The 14,818-nt window shown below is 57.2% G+C and carries 18 protein-coding genes; 7 read left to right on the forward strand and 11 right to left on the reverse strand.

Going from position 1 to position 14,818, the window contains the following annotated elements; genetic code table 11:
- Nucleotides 1–3 precede the first annotated feature (3 nt).
- From odhB to H1D41_RS03800, 6 genes are all read left to right on the forward strand, one after another.
- The gene (gene odhB / locus H1D41_RS03775; RefSeq protein ID WP_228847653.1) at nucleotides 4–1,494 is read left to right on the forward strand and encodes a 2-oxoglutarate dehydrogenase complex dihydrolipoyllysine-residue succinyltransferase; all 1,491 of its coding nucleotides are present in this window, start codon (nucleotides 4–6) and stop codon (nucleotides 1,492–1,494) included.
- 98 nt (nucleotides 1,495–1,592) lie between these two features.
- Nucleotides 1,593–1,988: a hypothetical protein gene (locus tag H1D41_RS03780; protein ID WP_228847654.1), complete on the forward strand. Its 396-nt coding sequence runs from the start codon at nucleotides 1,593–1,595 to the stop codon at nucleotides 1,986–1,988.
- A gap of 292 nt (nucleotides 1,989–2,280) precedes the next feature.
- Entirely contained in the window at nucleotides 2,281–2,460 is a 180-nt protein-coding gene (locus H1D41_RS03785; RefSeq protein ID WP_228847655.1) for a hypothetical protein, read from the forward strand.
- On the forward strand, nucleotides 2,450–2,839 hold the full coding sequence (locus H1D41_RS03790) for an MAPEG family protein (protein WP_228847656.1): 390 nt from the start codon (nucleotides 2,450–2,452) through the stop codon (nucleotides 2,837–2,839). Before H1D41_RS03785 ends, H1D41_RS03790 begins: the two co-directional genes overlap by 11 nt.
- A 147-nt stretch (nucleotides 2,840–2,986) precedes the next feature.
- Complete coding sequence (gene lpdA, locus H1D41_RS03795; RefSeq protein WP_228847657.1) at nucleotides 2,987–4,375, forward strand: dihydrolipoyl dehydrogenase; 1,389 nt, start codon at nucleotides 2,987–2,989, stop codon at nucleotides 4,373–4,375.
- A gap of 260 nt (nucleotides 4,376–4,635) precedes the next feature.
- Nucleotides 4,636–4,776: a hypothetical protein gene (locus tag H1D41_RS03800; protein ID WP_228847658.1), complete on the forward strand. Its 141-nt coding sequence runs from the start codon at nucleotides 4,636–4,638 to the stop codon at nucleotides 4,774–4,776.
- A 35-nt stretch (nucleotides 4,777–4,811) separates the two neighbouring features.
- On the opposite strand, the gene yaaA is transcribed toward H1D41_RS03800, so the two are convergent.
- The 9 genes from yaaA to cbiT form a co-directional block, all read right to left on the reverse strand.
- On the reverse strand, nucleotides 4,812–5,579 hold the full coding sequence (yaaA, locus tag H1D41_RS03805) for a peroxide stress protein YaaA (RefSeq protein ID WP_228847659.1): 768 nt from the start codon (nucleotides 5,577–5,579) through the stop codon (nucleotides 4,812–4,814).
- A gap of 80 nt (nucleotides 5,580–5,659) precedes the next feature.
- A complete protein-coding gene (gene cobS / locus H1D41_RS03810) occupies nucleotides 5,660–6,418 on the reverse strand; it encodes an adenosylcobinamide-GDP ribazoletransferase (protein WP_228847660.1) in 759 nt (252 codons plus the stop codon).
- A 1-nt stretch (nucleotide 6,419) separates the two neighbouring features.
- Entirely contained in the window at nucleotides 6,420–7,433 is a 1,014-nt protein-coding gene (cobT, locus tag H1D41_RS03815) for a nicotinate-nucleotide--dimethylbenzimidazole phosphoribosyltransferase (protein WP_228847661.1), read from the reverse strand.
- Between the two features lie 11 nt (nucleotides 7,434–7,444).
- Entirely contained in the window at nucleotides 7,445–8,191 is a 747-nt protein-coding gene (gene cobF / locus H1D41_RS03820) for a precorrin-6A synthase (deacetylating) (protein WP_228847662.1), read from the reverse strand.
- A complete protein-coding gene (gene cobA, locus H1D41_RS03825) occupies nucleotides 8,188–8,910 on the reverse strand; it encodes a uroporphyrinogen-III C-methyltransferase (RefSeq protein ID WP_228847663.1) in 723 nt (240 codons plus the stop codon). The genes cobF and cobA overlap by 4 nt, the downstream gene beginning before the upstream one ends.
- Complete coding sequence (locus H1D41_RS03830; RefSeq protein ID WP_228847664.1) at nucleotides 8,910–10,220, reverse strand: cobyrinate a,c-diamide synthase; 1,311 nt, start codon at nucleotides 10,218–10,220, stop codon at nucleotides 8,910–8,912. The genes cobA and H1D41_RS03830 overlap by 1 nt, the downstream gene beginning before the upstream one ends.
- Nucleotides 10,221–10,223: 3 nt before the next feature.
- Nucleotides 10,224–11,009 (reverse strand): precorrin-4 C(11)-methyltransferase, encoded by a 786-nt coding sequence (gene cobM, locus H1D41_RS03835; protein ID WP_228847665.1) that lies wholly within the window; start codon nucleotides 11,007–11,009, stop codon nucleotides 10,224–10,226.
- Complete coding sequence (locus H1D41_RS03840) at nucleotides 11,006–11,410, reverse strand: cobalamin biosynthesis protein (protein WP_228847666.1); 405 nt, start codon at nucleotides 11,408–11,410, stop codon at nucleotides 11,006–11,008. Before H1D41_RS03840 ends, cobM begins: the two co-directional genes overlap by 4 nt.
- The gene (gene cbiT / locus H1D41_RS03845) at nucleotides 11,407–12,600 is read right to left on the reverse strand and encodes a precorrin-6Y C5,15-methyltransferase (decarboxylating) subunit CbiT (RefSeq protein ID WP_228847667.1); all 1,194 of its coding nucleotides are present in this window, start codon (nucleotides 12,598–12,600) and stop codon (nucleotides 11,407–11,409) included. Before cbiT ends, H1D41_RS03840 begins: the two co-directional genes overlap by 4 nt.
- Between cbiT and H1D41_RS03850 the strand changes: the two genes are divergently transcribed.
- Entirely contained in the window at nucleotides 12,599–13,348 is a 750-nt protein-coding gene (locus tag H1D41_RS03850; protein WP_228847668.1) for a cobalt-precorrin-6A reductase, read from the forward strand. The two genes, cbiT and H1D41_RS03850, sit on opposite strands and share 2 nt — an antisense overlap.
- Here H1D41_RS03850 and cobJ read toward each other — a convergent pair.
- The gene (gene cobJ, locus H1D41_RS03855) at nucleotides 13,324–14,091 is read right to left on the reverse strand and encodes a precorrin-3B C(17)-methyltransferase (protein ID WP_228847669.1); all 768 of its coding nucleotides are present in this window, start codon (nucleotides 14,089–14,091) and stop codon (nucleotides 13,324–13,326) included. The genes H1D41_RS03850 and cobJ overlap by 25 nt on opposite strands.
- Nucleotides 14,088–14,816 (reverse strand): precorrin-2 C(20)-methyltransferase, encoded by a 729-nt coding sequence (cobI, locus tag H1D41_RS03860; protein WP_228847670.1) that lies wholly within the window; start codon nucleotides 14,814–14,816, stop codon nucleotides 14,088–14,090. The genes cobJ and cobI overlap by 4 nt, the downstream gene beginning before the upstream one ends.
- Nucleotides 14,817–14,818 lie beyond the last annotated feature (2 nt).

The raw sequence follows: 14,818 nt of genomic DNA on the forward strand, positions 1-14,818 counted from the left end.
ATTATGACAACCGAAGTACGTGTCCCAACCCTGGGCGAAAGTGTATCCGAAGCCACCATCGCAACCTGGTTCAAAAAGCCAGGCGACGCGGTGGCACAGGATGAAATGCTGTGTGAACTGGAAACAGACAAAGTCACGGTTGAGGTCCCCGCCCCCGCCGCTGGCGTAATGGGTGAAATCATCGCGCAAGAAGGCGACACCGTTGGCGTAGACGCCCTTCTGGCCACCATCGCCGCTGGCGAAGGCGCAGCCCCTGCCCCGGCAGCCGCACCCGCTGCGGCCCCGGCTGCAACTGGTGGGTCCGTTGACGTGATGGTCCCAACCCTGGGCGAAAGCGTGTCTGAGGCAACCGTTGCCAGCTGGTTCAAAGCTGTGGGCGACACCGTTGCACAGGACGAAATGCTGTGTGAGCTGGAAACAGACAAAGTGTCCGTCGAAGTGCCCGCACCCGCCGCTGGCGTGATCACCGAAATCCTGGCCGCTGAAGGCGCAACCGTGGAAGCAGGCGGCAAGCTTGCGGTCATGACCTCCGGCGCAGGCGCTTCTGCTCCGACGGCAGCACCTGCGGCTGCGGCCCCGGTTGCATCCACAGGCAAAGACGTTGAAAACGCCCCTTCCGCCAACAAAGCCATGGCAGAAGCAGGTCTTGCACCGGGTTCCGTTGCAGGCACCGGCAAAGATGGCCGCGTGATGAAATCCGACGTGCAAAACGCGATCTCCGCAGGCGCAACTGCCCCGGCAGCCGCCCCCGCCCCAGTCGCCACCGCCCGCCCGGCATCCGCCGCCGATGACGCCCCACGCGAAGAACGCGTAAAAATGACCCGTCTGCGCCAGACCATCGCGCGCCGCCTGAAGGACAGCCAGAACACCGCTGCTATGCTCACCACCTATAATGAGGTCGACATGACCGAGGTGATGGCCCTGCGCAATGAATACAAAGACCTGTTCCTGAAGAAACACGGCGTGAAGCTGGGCTTTATGTCCTTCTTCACCAAAGCCTGTGTGCACGCGCTGAAAGAAGTGCCCGAAGTGAACGCCGAAATCGACGGCACCGATGTGGTTTACAAAAACTACGTCCACATGGGCATCGCGGCGGGCACGCCAACCGGCCTTGTTGTGCCAGTGATCCGGGACGCCGACACCATGTCTTTCGCGGGCATTGAAAAAGCGATCGCTGAAAAAGGCGCGCGCGCACGTGACGGCAAATTGTCCATGGACGAAATGCAGGGCGGCAGCTTCACCATCTCAAACGGCGGTGTGTATGGTTCCCTGATGTCCTCCCCGATCCTGAACCCACCACAATCCGGCATCCTGGGCATGCATAAAATCCAGGACCGTCCAATGGCCATCAACGGCCAAGTGGTGATCCGCCCGATGATGTATCTGGCCCTGTCATATGACCACCGTATCGTTGACGGCAAAGGCGCTGTGACCTTCCTCGTGCGCGTGAAAGAAGCGCTCGAAGACCCACGTCGCCTGCTGATGGATCTGTAAACAACATAGGGCAGCGCCTGACCCTGGGTGGGTGCGAAAGCTCCCTCCCGTGGGGAGGGTCAGGCGCTGCCCGGTGTACCACCAGGCTGGAGATCACTATGAGTACCAACTCAATTGCGCCAATGACCGCCGTTTGGATCGCGCTTTTTTGCAGTGTTGTCGCGGTTTGTTCAGCCTGGTTTTTAACCGGATTTCCCGCAGTCTTCTTTTACATCACTCCACTGATTGTCGGGGCGGTACTTCTGAAGGAATTTGCATCATCTGCGAAAAACTCCAAAACCTCCTGGCTGCAATGGATTTTCAGATGTGCAATGGCTCTGTATCTTGCCGATTTAGCTCTCTCACTCCTCACAGCAAAAGAACGCCTGTTCAAAGGTTTTATCGAGTTTGCAGTCTCGCATTTGTCATATCTTAGTCCCCTGCTGTCAGTTTTGTTTCCATCGTTACTGGCCATCGCCGCAATCAGAGCATTTCGAAAAGCGCAACCCAAATGACAACTGAACGTATCGCCTGATGAGAACTAAACTCCAGAACCCACCTGTCATAAGCCGTTTGAGAATAGATATTTCTCTGACGCCATTCTCAAAGGTCGCAAATTTGCGCTGCCCTGAATGCGACGCGCAACAACCCATGGGCCGTATGTCAAAAACGAACCCTCACAGGGGCTGGAACAAATATGACGCGCATCAGTGCAATGGCTGTGGCGGCTTACTCTATCTGACTGGGAAAGGCCGAAATCGACGCTTTTTCACACAACACGTCCCCGTATTTTTCGGAGGAGCTTTTTTGGGCTCTGCCCTCCTGTCAAATGTAAACGGGCTTAGCCATACAATTGCCGGGCGGGCAAACAGTGAACCCAACTTCGCAGGTTTCCTGATCATCTGCTTCTTCTTTATCCTTCTCCCAATATTGGCCCTGGCCCGTTTCGAAGAAATCAAAGTTCTGGATACATCCAATGACCACTGAACTCACCGCCCTTACCCTCGCCGCCATCTTGCAGATGTGCCAGTTCGGCGCTTACGCATGGACTGCCAACAAAGAGCTTGGCAAATCCTACACCATGGGCAACCGCGACGAGGAAGCCAGACCAAGCCAACTTCTGGGCCGCCACAAACGCGCGCTCAACAACCACTTCGAAGGGCTGATCTTCTTCACCATCGCCGCCCTGGTCGTACATCTTAGCTTCGCCTCAAACCCGGTCACCCAGGCCTGCGCTGGCCTGTACCTCGGCGCGCGCATCCTCTATGTGCCCGCTTATGTCCTGGGCCTGACACCCGCCCGCTCTATCATCTGGGGTGTCGGATTCCTGGCAACCCTCATCATGCTGATCGCAGCTCTCTTATGATTTCTTTTCAGCATAAATATCCCGGGGGAGTCGCCGCAGGCGACGGGGGCAGCGCCCCCTTCCCCCAATACACCCACCATATGCATAGTATATGCATAACTTGTGCATACTATGTGCATCCCCATTTCCGCCCTCAGGAGAGTACCAATGGCATCATATGACGTAATCATTATCGGCGGCGGCCCTGGCGGCTATGTTTCCGCAATCCGCTGCGCACAGCTTGGTCTGAAGACCGCTTGTGTTGAAGGCCGCGAAACCCTTGGCGGCACCTGCCTGAACGTGGGCTGCATCCCGTCCAAGGCGCTGCTGCATGCCTCCCATTCCTACCACGAAGCCACCCATAACTTCACCAAGATGGGCCTGATGGGCAAATCCCCGTCCATCGACTGGAAACAGATGCTGTCCTATAAGGATGACGTCATCGGTCAGAACACCAAAGGCATCGAATTTCTGTTCAAAAAGAACAAGGTAGACTGGTTGAAAGGCTGGGGTTCTATCCCTGAAGCCGGCAAAGTCAAAGTCGGCGATGAAGTCCATGACGCAAAGAATATCGTCATTGCGACGGGCTCTGAAGCCGCATCCCTGCCGGGGATTGAGATTGACGAAAAGATCGTCGTGACCTCTACCGGTGCGCTGGAGCTTGGCAAGATCCCGAAGAAAATGGTTGTCATCGGCGCAGGCGTTATCGGCCTGGAAATGGGTTCCGTTTACGCCCGCCTGGGCGCTGAGGTGACCGTAGTTGAATTCATGGACAACGTCTGCCCCGGCATGGATCTGGACGTCTCCAAGACCTTCGCACGCACCCTGAAAAAACAAGGGCTTAAGTTTGTAATGGGCGCTGCGGTTCAATCCGTTGAGACCAACAAAACCAAAGCAAAAGTGCACTACAAGCTGAAGAAAAACGACAAGGAAGACATGCTGGAAGCCGACGTCGTTCTGGTCGCCACCGGCCGTAAACCTTTCACTGATGGTCTGGGTCTGGATGCGCTTGGTGTTGCTCTGACCCCACGCGGTCAGGTCGCAACAAATGATCACTGGGCGACCAATGTGCCGGGCATCTACGCCATTGGTGACGCGATTGAGGGTCCGATGCTGGCCCACAAAGCAGAAGACGAAGGCATGGCAGTCGCCGAAGTCATCGCAGGCAAAAAAGGCCACGTAAATTACGGGGTTATCCCCGGTGTGGTTTACACCGCACCTGAGGTTGCAACCGTTGGTAAGACCGAAGAACAGCTGAAAGAAGAAGGCCGCGCCTATAAAATTGGCAAGTTTTCCTTCATGGGCAATGGTCGTGCCAAAGCCATGTTCGCGGGCGACGGTTTCGTGAAACTGCTGGTGGATGCGGAAACAGACCGCATCCTTGGCGGTCATATCCTTGGTCCACAAGCTGGCGAGATGATCCACGAGATCTGCGTTGCGATGGAATTCGGTGCATCTGCCGAAGACATCGCCCTGACCTGCCACGCGCATCCAACTTGTTCAGAAGCCGTACGCGAAGCGGCCCTGGCCTGTGGCGATGGTGCAATCCACGCATAAAACACTTCGGGGGAAGGAATTCCTGACCTTCCCCCGATTTCATTTCTACGCCAACGAAGACCTGTCCGGGGCACACCCGGTTTTGTTACACAGTTACAGGTGATCGATATGCGTCTTATTCTCGCAATTTCCCTTACTGCAGTGCTGCAGCTCTTCTCCACAACCAACGCAGAGGCCCGTGGTCTGATCCTTTAAGGAAGTCAGGATAAGCTTCACTTTGTTGAGCAAACCCGCATCTGAAAGCGATTTATCTCGTCGCAATGTCTGATGGCAAATTCGGCGCGGATGAACAGAAATTCATCGGGCTTCTGATGATCGATCTGGGCCTGAGCCCGGAGATGCTGGATGATATCATTTCAGAAGTGAATGGCGGCACGCCAGACACAAAAGAAACTGCATAAAGCAAAGGGCCGGGAAATTCTCCGGCCCTTTCCGTTCAGGCCGCCTGCACGCGGGAAAAGACCCATTTGTCATCTGAAGACAGGTCCGCACGGAAGCCATAGCCGTCGGTGTTGAAATCCTTCAGACCTTCGACATGATCCACCCGGTTTTCGACCATATAACGTGCCATCGCCCCGCGGGCACGTTTGGCATAGAAGCCGACCATCTTCAGTTCATTGCCTTTTTCTTCCTTGAATTCCGGCGTGATGACACGGGACTTCATGGTTTTGGCACTGGCTGCTTTGAAATATTCATTGGACGCCAGGTTGATCACCGCATCCCCACCAGACGCCTGATCCAGAGCTTTGCCAAGGCGGGTGCCCCAGTAGGCGTACAGGTTCTTGCCTTCCTTATTCTCAAGCCGGCTGCCCATTTCCAGGCGGTAAGGCTGCATCAGATCAAGCGGGCGCAGCACACCATACAGGCCAGACATAATGCGCACGTGATCCTGGGCGTAAGCCAGCTGATCCGCATCCAGATCCCAGGCCTGAAAGCCCTGATAGGTATCCCCTGTAAAGGCCAGAGCTGCCTGTTTGGCATTCTCTGCTGTTGAAGCTTTCGCGAAGGTTTTGAAACGGTTCACATTCAGCTGTGCCAGATCTTCGCTGATCTTCATCAGCTTACGCAGATCTTCTACTGTCAGCCTTTTTGCGATCTGCACAAGGCGGTTTGCGTCGGTCTGAAAGTCCGGCATGCTGTATGCCGTGCCCTCAGGTGCGGGATTGAAATCGAGGCTTTTGGCGGGGGAAAGAACGGCGAGCATGGCAGGTCCCTGAATAATGTCTGGATCTTAGTTCTAAGCCCTGCCCCACGCATTGCAAGACCTCTGCGCTGACAGATGCGTTACAAGGACAGTGTCAGGATCACAATCAGACAGGTCAGTTGCTGCACCGCGCCCAGAACGTCGCCGGTGTAACCGCCGATTTTACGTTCCGAGAATTTCAGAAAGGCAAGGCTGATCACCACGGCAAGGGTCATCGACAGGGCCGTCAGCAAAAGACCAAAACACATAAGCGCAGCGATCAGGCCTGGAACAAGCGTGCAGGCGATCACCAGCCAACCTTCGCCGCCCGGGCCTTTCTGCACGTCCTGCCCTGCCCCTGTACGGCGCACATAGGTGCCGCGATCCATCACAACAACAACGCCCAGTCGCGACAACATATGCGCTGTCAGCAGGGCCACAGCGGCCTGCCCGGATGTGAAAGACATCAGCGCAGCTATGTTCAGCACCACAAGCAGGATCAATCCCAGCGCCCCGTAGCTGCCAAGCCGGCTGTCGCGCATGATCTCAAGGCGGCGTTCCACCGTGTGGCCGCCCCAGAATCCATCAACCATATCGGCGAAACCATCTTCATGCAGCGCGCCGGTCATCAGGGTCGCGGTAAGCATCCCAAGCACAATAGCAACTGGCATGGCCCACAGACAAGAAGCGATCAGAAGAACCAGCGCTGCCATCCCGCCCACCAGCAGGCCGGTCAACGGGTAGTAGCGAATGGAACCGGCCATGCGGGAGGGATCATAGGGCGCACCTGCGGGCACAGGCAGGCGCGTCATAAACTGCACCGCAAGGCGCAGGGTTTCGATCTCGTCCCGCGGGGTCATATCAGTCGTCTTTTCCGCTGATACCCGCATCTGCGAAGGTCGCCATATTGTTCAGCATATCCGCAGCCGCGCGCACCAGAGGCCAGACAAGAAGCGCCCCAGTGCCTTCCCCCAGGCGCAGGCCAAGGTTTAATACGGGTTTTGCATCCAGATGGTTCAGAGTCGCGATATGGCCAGCTTCTTCAGAAAGATGCGCAAAGATCATCGCCGGGCGGATATGTGGCGCTTTGGTCAGGGCAACCAGTGCGGCAGAGGTTGCAATGAACCCATCCACCAGAACCACCTTGCGCATTTCGGCGGCTTTGATCATCGCGCCCGCCATCATCAGAATTTCGAACCCACCGTATTCGGCAAGGATTTCATCCACAGACAGGTCAGATGTGCGCGCAGCGGCCTTTTCAAGGATCGCCAGTTTACGCGCAACGCCTTCATCATCAAGCCCGGTCCCACGCCCCGTCAGGGTCGCCAGATCAACGCCAGTCAGCTTGTGGATCAGCATGGTGGCGGTGGCGGTATTGCCGATGCCCATTTCACCAAAGCTCATGGCGTCAGCATCAGAAGCAGCCGCGATCTCTGCCCCGGCTGCAAGCGTCGCTGCAAGCGTTTCAGCAGACATGGCCGGACCTGACAGATAACTGTCGGTGCCTGCGCCCATACGTTTTGAAACAAGGCCTGGTGCTACAATCGGATCACCGGCAACGCCCGCATCCACCACAGTCACCGGCACATCCAGACGGTTGGCAAAGACATTTGCAGCCGCGCCATTGTTCAGGAAGTTCAGGACCATCTGTTGTGTCACGGCCTGCGGGAAGGCAGACACACCTTCACTCGCGATGCCGTGGTCGGCTGCGAAAATCACGTGATGGCATGTCTCAAGCTGCGGTTTTACGCTGCCTTTCAGGCCCGCGATCTGTGCCGCCAGTTCTTCGATCCGGCCAAGTGAGCCGGGCGGTTTGGTTTTCATATCAATTGCAGTCTGAATTTCAGCCGCGAATTCTGCAGATACTTCCAGCATGTTTCTCTCCCTCATCCACGCTCAAGGATATAAATATCCATGATCCAGCCGTGGTCGTCTTTGGCGCGTTGCCGTGTTTCGGTGATCTTCTGTGCAACTTCGGTCAGTGGACCGGAAATCGTGATTTCATTGGGCATGCCAACAAAGCCGCCCCACCAGATGTGAATGCCTTCAGGTTCCAGCGTCTGAAAGGCGCAATGCCCGTCCAGCATGATCACCAGGCGGTCCGCATCCGCAGGCCAGCCGTGATCGCGCAGTTGCCGTCCGGTTGTCACCTGAAACGCCCCGCCCAGCGCGTTCAGCGGGATCTGATGCGCGGCTGTCAGCCCCTGCATCGAGGTGATCCCCGGCACGACGTTCAGTTGCAGATCGACCCGTTTTGACACACGTTCTGCAATGCGCAGGGTGCTGTCATAAAGCGACGGATCCCCCCAGACCAAAAGCGCCACATTCTGCACCCCGGGGCGGGCATTGATTTCAGTCATCCAGCAATCCGCGATCGCATCATGCCAGTGGTTCACGCGGTCAATGTAGTCAGTGATCACTGGGTCACGGACAGGCAGGGTAAATTCGGCGATTTCAACATCACGGGTCAGGACATCGGCACAGATATCCTGACGCAGTTGCGCCAGATCGGCCTTTTCGTCGCCCTTATGTGGGATCAGGATCAGATCAGCTGCATTCAGTGCTTTAACAGCCTGCAGCGTCAGGTGATCCGGGTTGCCCGTGCCTATGCCGATCAGTTGCAGCGTAATCACAGATCTGCTCCGTAAAGCGGACCAACAAGGATCATCGCAGGGCCGTCGACCTTTGCCTCGGCCAGGCTTTTGGCGAGTTCTGCAACGGTGGAGCGAATAATGTTCTGGTTCGGATGCGATACATTTTCCGCCAGCATCGCTGGTGTATCACCCGGCATTCCTGCCGTCATCAACTTGGCTGCAAGGCCCGGGAAGGTGCGTTTGCCCATGAAGATCGCCGTGGTCGCATCCGGATCCGCAAGCGCTGGCAGGTTGATGTCTTCCGGCAACTCACCCGTCAGGGCATGCCCCGTCACGAATTGAACGCGACGGGATTTCTCACGCCGGGTCATCGGGATTTTCGCTGCTGCCGCAGCGGCCATGGCAGACGTCACACCCGGCACAACTTCATAATCAAACCCTTCGGCAGTCAGGGCGACGATCTCTTCTTCCAGACGACCAAACATGCCGCTGTCACCTGATTTCAGGCGTACAACTTTCTGGCCGGATTTTACGTAATCCACCAGAAGGCGGCTGATATGATCCTGACGCGGCGAGGCCCGGCCCGCACGTTTCCCGACCGAAATCAGGTCTGCATCCGGGTTCACATGTTCAAGGATCGGGCCGGAAGACAGATCATCATACAGAACAACATCCGCATCCTGAAGACGCTTCACCGCTTTCAGTGTCAGCAGCTCAGGGTCACCGGGACCAGAGGACACAAAACTTACAAATCCCATTACATAGCCTCCGAAATCAGGTGGAAGAATGTGCCGGTGGCCAGCCCACGTTTTGATCCGGTTTCCGGCACCTCAGCCCCCGTGGCGTCCACAACCCGCGCCAGTGGTGCATCAGGCTGATCCAGAATGGTGGAATAGTGGAATTCATGCCCAGCCAGTTCACGTCCGGCATCAAACGCACCGGTTGGCAGATTAAGCGTCGCGCGGCGATAGCCGAGGTGCATCTTACGTTTCTCGTAAGAGGTCACAAGGCCAAGCAGCCCCAGCATTTCATGGGCTGTACCTTCTTTATCCACAAGCTGCGCACCCATCGCCATATAGCCCCCACATTCGCCGTGTACGGGTTTCTTCTCTGCAAAGGTCCGCATCTGCGCTTTGAAATTCGAAGCCGCCGCCAGTTTTCCGGCGTGTAATTCAGGATACCCGCCAGGCAGCCAGGCAATATCAGCATCCATCGCAGGGCCTTCGTCTTTCAGGGGTGAGAACAGAGAAACCTGCGCGCCCTGCTGACGCCAGCCATCCAGAAGGTGGGGGTAGACGAAGGAAAACGCCTCATCCCGAGCAAGCGCGATGTGTTGCGCCGGGGGCTTAATCACATGGGTACCACCTGCAGGCAGGGTTGTTTCCCCGGCAGCGGCCTGCAGGGCCTCAAGATCAATATGTTCACGGATAAAGACAGCCAGGTCTTCAAGTATCTTATGCAGTGTTTCCTGCTCTTCCGCCTGGACAAGACCAAGGTGGCGTTCGGGCAGCTCCACAGCGCCTTTGCGCGGCAGCGCGCCGAACACTTTGATGCCAACAGCATCCATACCAACCCGGATCAGGCGTTCATGGCGCGGGCTTGCAACCTGGTTCAGGATCACTCCGGCAAAGGGCATATCCGGACGCATGGCGCGGAAGCCCATCGCCGTAGCTGCCGCAGATTGCGCCTGGCCGGAAACATTGATCACCAGCACAACAGGCCAGCCATTGCGTGCAGCAATATCTGCGCTGGCCCCGTTGCCTGCGGCCCCATCCGTGGCCACACCATCGTAAAGCCCCATAGACCCCTCGGCGATCATCAGATCGGCACCTTCACCACGCGTCACATGATGATTCAGCATCGCATCCGGCATCGACCAGCTGTCAAGGTTGAAGCTGGGCAGGCCGGTTGCGGCGGTATGAAACGCCGGGTCGATATAATCAGGGCCGCATTTATAGGGTTGCACTTTCACACCCTGCTGGCGCAACGCATAAAGCAGACCCAAGGTCAGAGTGGTTTTACCAGTGCCCGACGCAGGGGCAGAGATCAGAAGGCCTTTAGGCAGCATGGTTCAGTCCTTTGTCTCAGGGAAACGCGGCTCCGCCCCACGGGGACGGAAGCGACGATCATAGTCATCAGCATAAAGCCGGCTTTCAGTGAAGTCATCTGCGCCAAGAGAACGCCCGACCATAATCAGGGCGGTGCGCGTGATTTCTTCAGGCATCATGGCTTCAATCGTGCCCAGGGTGCCCTGAATGATCTTCTGATCCGGCCAGCTTGCACGCCAGACCACTGCGACCGGACAATCTGCGCCGTAATGCGGTGTCAGTTCACGCACGACCTGATCCAGCACATGGATCGACAGGTGGATACAAAGCGTGGCCCCCGTGCGACCGAAGTTTTCAAGTGTTTCTGTTTCCGGCATGGATGTTGCGCGGCCTGATGTGCGCGTCAGAACCACGGATTGCACCAGCTCCGGCAAAGTCAACTCAGCCCCCAGCGCGGCGGCGGCGGCGGTGAAAGACGGCACGCCTGGCGTCACAGAAAACGGGATGCCTTCGGCTTTCAGACGACGCAGCTGTTCGCCCATCGCGGACCAGACAGACAGATCACCAGAATGCAGGCGGGCAATATCATGGCCTTTGGCATGGGCTTCTTTGATGTGATCCATGATCTTATCCAGATCAATCGGTGCCGTGTTGATCAGCTCCACACCTTCCGGACAATGGCTGAGGATTTCTTCCGGGATCAGGGAACCCGCATAAAGGCAGGTCTGGCAGGACGCCAGGAGATCACGCCCCCTCAGAGTCAGAAGGTCAGCGGCACCGGGGCCTGCGCCAATAAAGTGAACGGTCATTTGTCTGTCTTTCGTGGGGCCAGGGCCAGGGCAGCGGTTGCTGTGGCCGTCGTGGTGTTATCGGTTGAAACCTTGCGGCTTTCCTGAAGAGTTGCGCCGGGAATTGCAGCAATTGCGACAGCTTCCGCAACAGATCCCGTGCCAAACAGCGCCTGGATGCGCTGTGACGCCGTTGGCGTTGGAACACCCCGGATGTCATCGGGGGCAAGGGCAATGATCCGGGCGTTCAGCTTTTCCGCCAGCGCAATGAACGGCGGATGCCCGACCTTTGAAGTTAATGTCGCGATCACATCCGGCACCAGCCCCGTCGTGTCACACGCGGCCCGTGCGGCATTTTCAAGCGCGAACAAAGGGGCATCGGACTTAAACCCCATGCCAAGGATCACGGTCTGATCGCTCATTTCACGACCCTCCACTGCACAACAGGGCGCGCAGCCTGCCAGCCCCGCATCCGGCCCAGAGGCGCCGCCTGTGCGAAATCAAAGCGCATCAAATCACCCCCCAGTTTGCCAGCAAGCTGCGTGATCAGCGCTTCGCTTTCCAGCGTCACCGTATTTGCCACCAGACGCCCCCCTTCGGGCAGTTTCGCCCAAAGCGCATCAAACAGATCCGCATTCAGCCCACCACCGATGAATATCACATCCGGTGTGGGCAGGCCATCCAGCCCTTCCGGCGCATGAGCGTTCACAACCTCAATCCGGTGACCGATGCCAAAATGATCCGCGTTCTTGCGAATATTGGCGATCCGGTCGGCTCGGGTTTCAAGCGAATATGCCCGGCTGCCAGGGGCGGCCAGCAGCATTTCAACGGAAATGGATCCAGACCCGGCACCAATATCCCAGAACACTTCATTCGGACATGGGGCCAGGGCAGAAAGCGTCAGCGCGCGCACAGGGCGTTTGGTGATCTGACCGTCCGTTGCAAACAACTCATCCGCAAGGCCTGAAGCCCGGCTGATCCCGCGCCCTTTACAGGCAATAGCAACAGCGACCGGATGGGTCATATCAACCGTGTCCAGGTCGCGGGCCAGGGCGTCTTCGCGACGTTCTACTTCACCACCCAGCGCCTGAAAACAGGTGACATGGCTGTCAGCAAATCCATTCACTGTCAGATATTCCCCAAGCGCCGGGATCGCAGCACCATCGCGCAAAGTCACAATGATCTGTACACCATCGGAAGACACCGGCAGCAGGCGTGACAGTGAACGCGCATGCAGCCCCATGCACAGAGTTTCCTCAAGCCGCCAGCCCATGCGTGCTGCAATCATGGAAAAGACCGAAGGGGCGGAATGACATGTATATTCCTCAGGCGACAATTGCGCTGCGATAGAGCCACCTGCACCAAACCAGAAAGGATCACCAGAGGTCAGCATGACCGTCGCCTCGCCGCGTTTTTCCAGCACAGGCATCAGTGAAAACGGCACGGGGAAGGTTTCACCCGTCAGGCCAAGAACCTCCAGGTGCCGGGGGGCACCGACAATATGTTTTGCCTCAGCAATCGCTTTTCGGCTTGCATCTGTCAGCCCGGCGGGGCCATCTTCGCCGCAACCGATAATCGTCAGCCAGGGAGTGGTTTTTCCAGTGTCAGACATGCAGAAAATCCTTCTTCTGGGCGGCACAACCGAGGCCTCGCACCTTGCGCGTCATCTGGCCGATTGCGGCGCAAATGCCATATTTTCCTATGCCGGGCGCACCAATAGCCCGCGCCGCCAACCCCTGCCAACCCGTGTTGGCGGCTTTGGCGGTGTTGATGGTCTGGTCGATTACATTCGCGCGGAAAACATCACACATATCATTGATACCACCCACCCATTCGCCGCGCAGATGTCGCGCAATGCTCTGGCAGCTGCCGCGCGAACCAGCACGCCGCTGGTCAGTTTTGAACGCGCGCCCTGGCAGGCGGACACGGGCGATACATGGCAACATGTCGTGGATTATTCCGGTGTTCTGGGTGCGCTTGGCGATGCGCCCCGCCGCGTCTTTCTGGCGATTGGCAAACAGAATATTGACCTCTTTGCCAGCGCGTCCCAGCATCACTATCTGCTGCGCCTTGTGGATCAACCCGAAGCCGCCATTCCCCTGCCCGACCACGCGCTTGAAATCGCTGCCGGTCCCTTTGACCTGGCCAGGGATCGCGCACTTTTGCAACACCACGCCATCGACGTGATCGTCACCAAAAATGCCGGTGGCATTGGCGCGCGTGCAAAACTGGACGCGGCACGGGAACTGGGCGTGCCGGTCATCATTATGGACCGTCCCGCCCTGCCCGGACGTCGCATTCTGCAATCGCAGCAAGAGGTTATGGATTGGCTGCATCAGGACGGCACCCAATCCATCTGAGACCGCGGAGTATTCACAATAACCGTGCCTTCAATCACATGCGTGCCTGAGTTTCCAACCAGAACCACCGTACGCATATCCGCCATGTCCGGCGTCGCATCCCCCAGTCGCTGGATGTTGATCGCCTGTTCATCCGTGGACACCGCACGGGCAAAGATAATCATGTGATCCGGTGTCAGTTCTTCGCGCAGAATATCCAACACCTGCCCAAATTGTGTCGGGCGGGATTTTGAACGGGGGTTATAGAACCCCATGGCAAAATCGCCCCGCGCTGCATGACGCAGGCGGTGTTCTACAAGGGCAAACGGTTTCAGATTGTCAGAGAGGTTGATCGCGCAAAAATCATGACCAAGCGGTGCACCGCAAGCCGCAGAAGCTGCCAGCATAGCCGTAATCCCAGGCACCACCTGAATATCCAGCGCGGCCCATTCCGGGTGATCCCGAATGCCGTCTTCCAGCGCTTCAAATACGGCTGATGCCATGGCAAAGACACCCGGATCGCCGGAAGACACCACGACCACCTGCTTGCCTTCCGTCGCCATTTCAAGCGCATGAATGGAACGATCAATTTCCACCCGGTTGTCTGAGGCATGCAGGGTCAGCCCATCACGCGGAGCGATGCGTTTCACATAGGGGATGTAGCCGACGATATCCGTGGCCCGGTCAATTGCACCCTGGGCTTCGGGGGTGATGAAAGCCTCATTCCCCGGACCAAGCCCGACGATGGTCAATGTGCCAGTCATGGTCTGCGCCCCTGCCCGTGTACGAGGATGATTGCGAAATATGGGTTTTCGTCACAATCCAATTCGCTGAGTTTCGACATTTCCTGATCCGGCATGGTGCCGCGTTTCACAATCCAGGCGTCTTCATATTTACCCGCACGTTGCAGGGCCTTGCGGATTTTCGGAATGTTCTGACCGGTCTTCATCACGACGATCGCATCAGAATCTGAGATACGCTGAGCAAGATCATCTTCTGACAGCGTCCCCATCAGAACCGTCATCACATCATCGCCCCAGGTGATCGGCTCACCCGTCTGGGTCCAGCAGCCGGACATGCCGGTGATGGCCGGAATCACATCAATTTCCATCTTATCCCGCAAGCGCGTGTAGAGGTGCATGAAGGACCCATAGAAGAACGGATCGCCCTCGCAGAGAACGACAATATCCTCACCCGGTTCATCCTGAGACAGCTTCAGAAGACGCGCGGCCCAGTCATCATAAAACGGGGCAAGGCTGGCGTTGTAACCAGGATCAGACAAGGGGATTTCCGTCGTCACAGGATATTCCATCGCATATTCCACCGCGTCTTCACGCAGCAGCCCGTCGACAATCCGGCGCGCCATACCGTGACGGTTTTTCTTGCGGAAGAAAGCGATGTGCTTTGACGAGGTGACAGCACGATGGGCTTTCACACTCATCAGGTCGGGATCACCTGGGCCAAGGCCCGCACAAATCAGTTTACCCATGA

This window comes from Halocynthiibacter styelae, from assembly GCF_016123485.1.
In the GTDB taxonomy this organism is placed as follows: Bacteria; Pseudomonadota; Alphaproteobacteria; order Rhodobacterales; family Rhodobacteraceae; genus Halocynthiibacter; species Halocynthiibacter styelae.

What these genes read in the sequence shown, in the direction of transcription:
- odhB (WP_228847653.1), top strand. Translation starts at nt 4, where the DNA reads ATGACAACCGAAGTACGTGTCCCAACCCTGGGCGAAAGTGTATCCGAA.
- H1D41_RS03780 (WP_228847654.1), top strand. Translation starts at nt 1,593, where the DNA reads ATGAGTACCAACTCAATTGCGCCAATGACCGCCGTTTGGATCGCGCTT.
- H1D41_RS03790 (WP_228847656.1), top strand. Translation starts at nt 2,450, where the DNA reads ATGACCACTGAACTCACCGCCCTTACCCTCGCCGCCATCTTGCAGATG.
- lpdA (WP_228847657.1), top strand. Translation starts at nt 2,987, where the DNA reads ATGGCATCATATGACGTAATCATTATCGGCGGCGGCCCTGGCGGCTAT.
- H1D41_RS03800 (WP_228847658.1), top strand. Translation starts at nt 4,636, where the DNA reads ATGTCTGATGGCAAATTCGGCGCGGATGAACAGAAATTCATCGGGCTT.
- yaaA (WP_228847659.1), bottom strand. Translation starts at nt 5,579, where the DNA reads ATGCTCGCCGTTCTTTCCCCCGCCAAAAGCCTCGATTTCAATCCCGCA.
- cobS (WP_228847660.1), bottom strand. Translation starts at nt 6,418, where the DNA reads ATGACCCCGCGGGACGAGATCGAAACCCTGCGCCTTGCGGTGCAGTTT.
- cobT (WP_228847661.1), bottom strand. Translation starts at nt 7,433, where the DNA reads ATGCTGGAAGTATCTGCAGAATTCGCGGCTGAAATTCAGACTGCAATT.
- cobA (WP_228847663.1), bottom strand. Translation starts at nt 8,910, where the DNA reads ATGGGATTTGTAAGTTTTGTGTCCTCTGGTCCCGGTGACCCTGAGCTG.
- H1D41_RS03830 (WP_228847664.1), bottom strand. Translation starts at nt 10,220, where the DNA reads ATGCTGCCTAAAGGCCTTCTGATCTCTGCCCCTGCGTCGGGCACTGGT.
- cobM (WP_228847665.1), bottom strand. Translation starts at nt 11,009, where the DNA reads ATGACCGTTCACTTTATTGGCGCAGGCCCCGGTGCCGCTGACCTTCTG.
- H1D41_RS03840 (WP_228847666.1), bottom strand. Translation starts at nt 11,410, where the DNA reads ATGAGCGATCAGACCGTGATCCTTGGCATGGGGTTTAAGTCCGATGCC.
- H1D41_RS03850 (WP_228847668.1), top strand. Translation starts at nt 12,599, where the DNA reads ATGCAGAAAATCCTTCTTCTGGGCGGCACAACCGAGGCCTCGCACCTT.
- cbiT (WP_228847667.1), bottom strand. Translation starts at nt 12,600, where the DNA reads ATGTCTGACACTGGAAAAACCACTCCCTGGCTGACGATTATCGGTTGC.
- cobJ (WP_228847669.1), bottom strand. Translation starts at nt 14,091, where the DNA reads ATGACTGGCACATTGACCATCGTCGGGCTTGGTCCGGGGAATGAGGCT.
- cobI (WP_228847670.1), bottom strand. Translation starts at nt 14,816, where the DNA reads ATGGGTAAACTGATTTGTGCGGGCCTTGGCCCAGGTGATCCCGACCTG.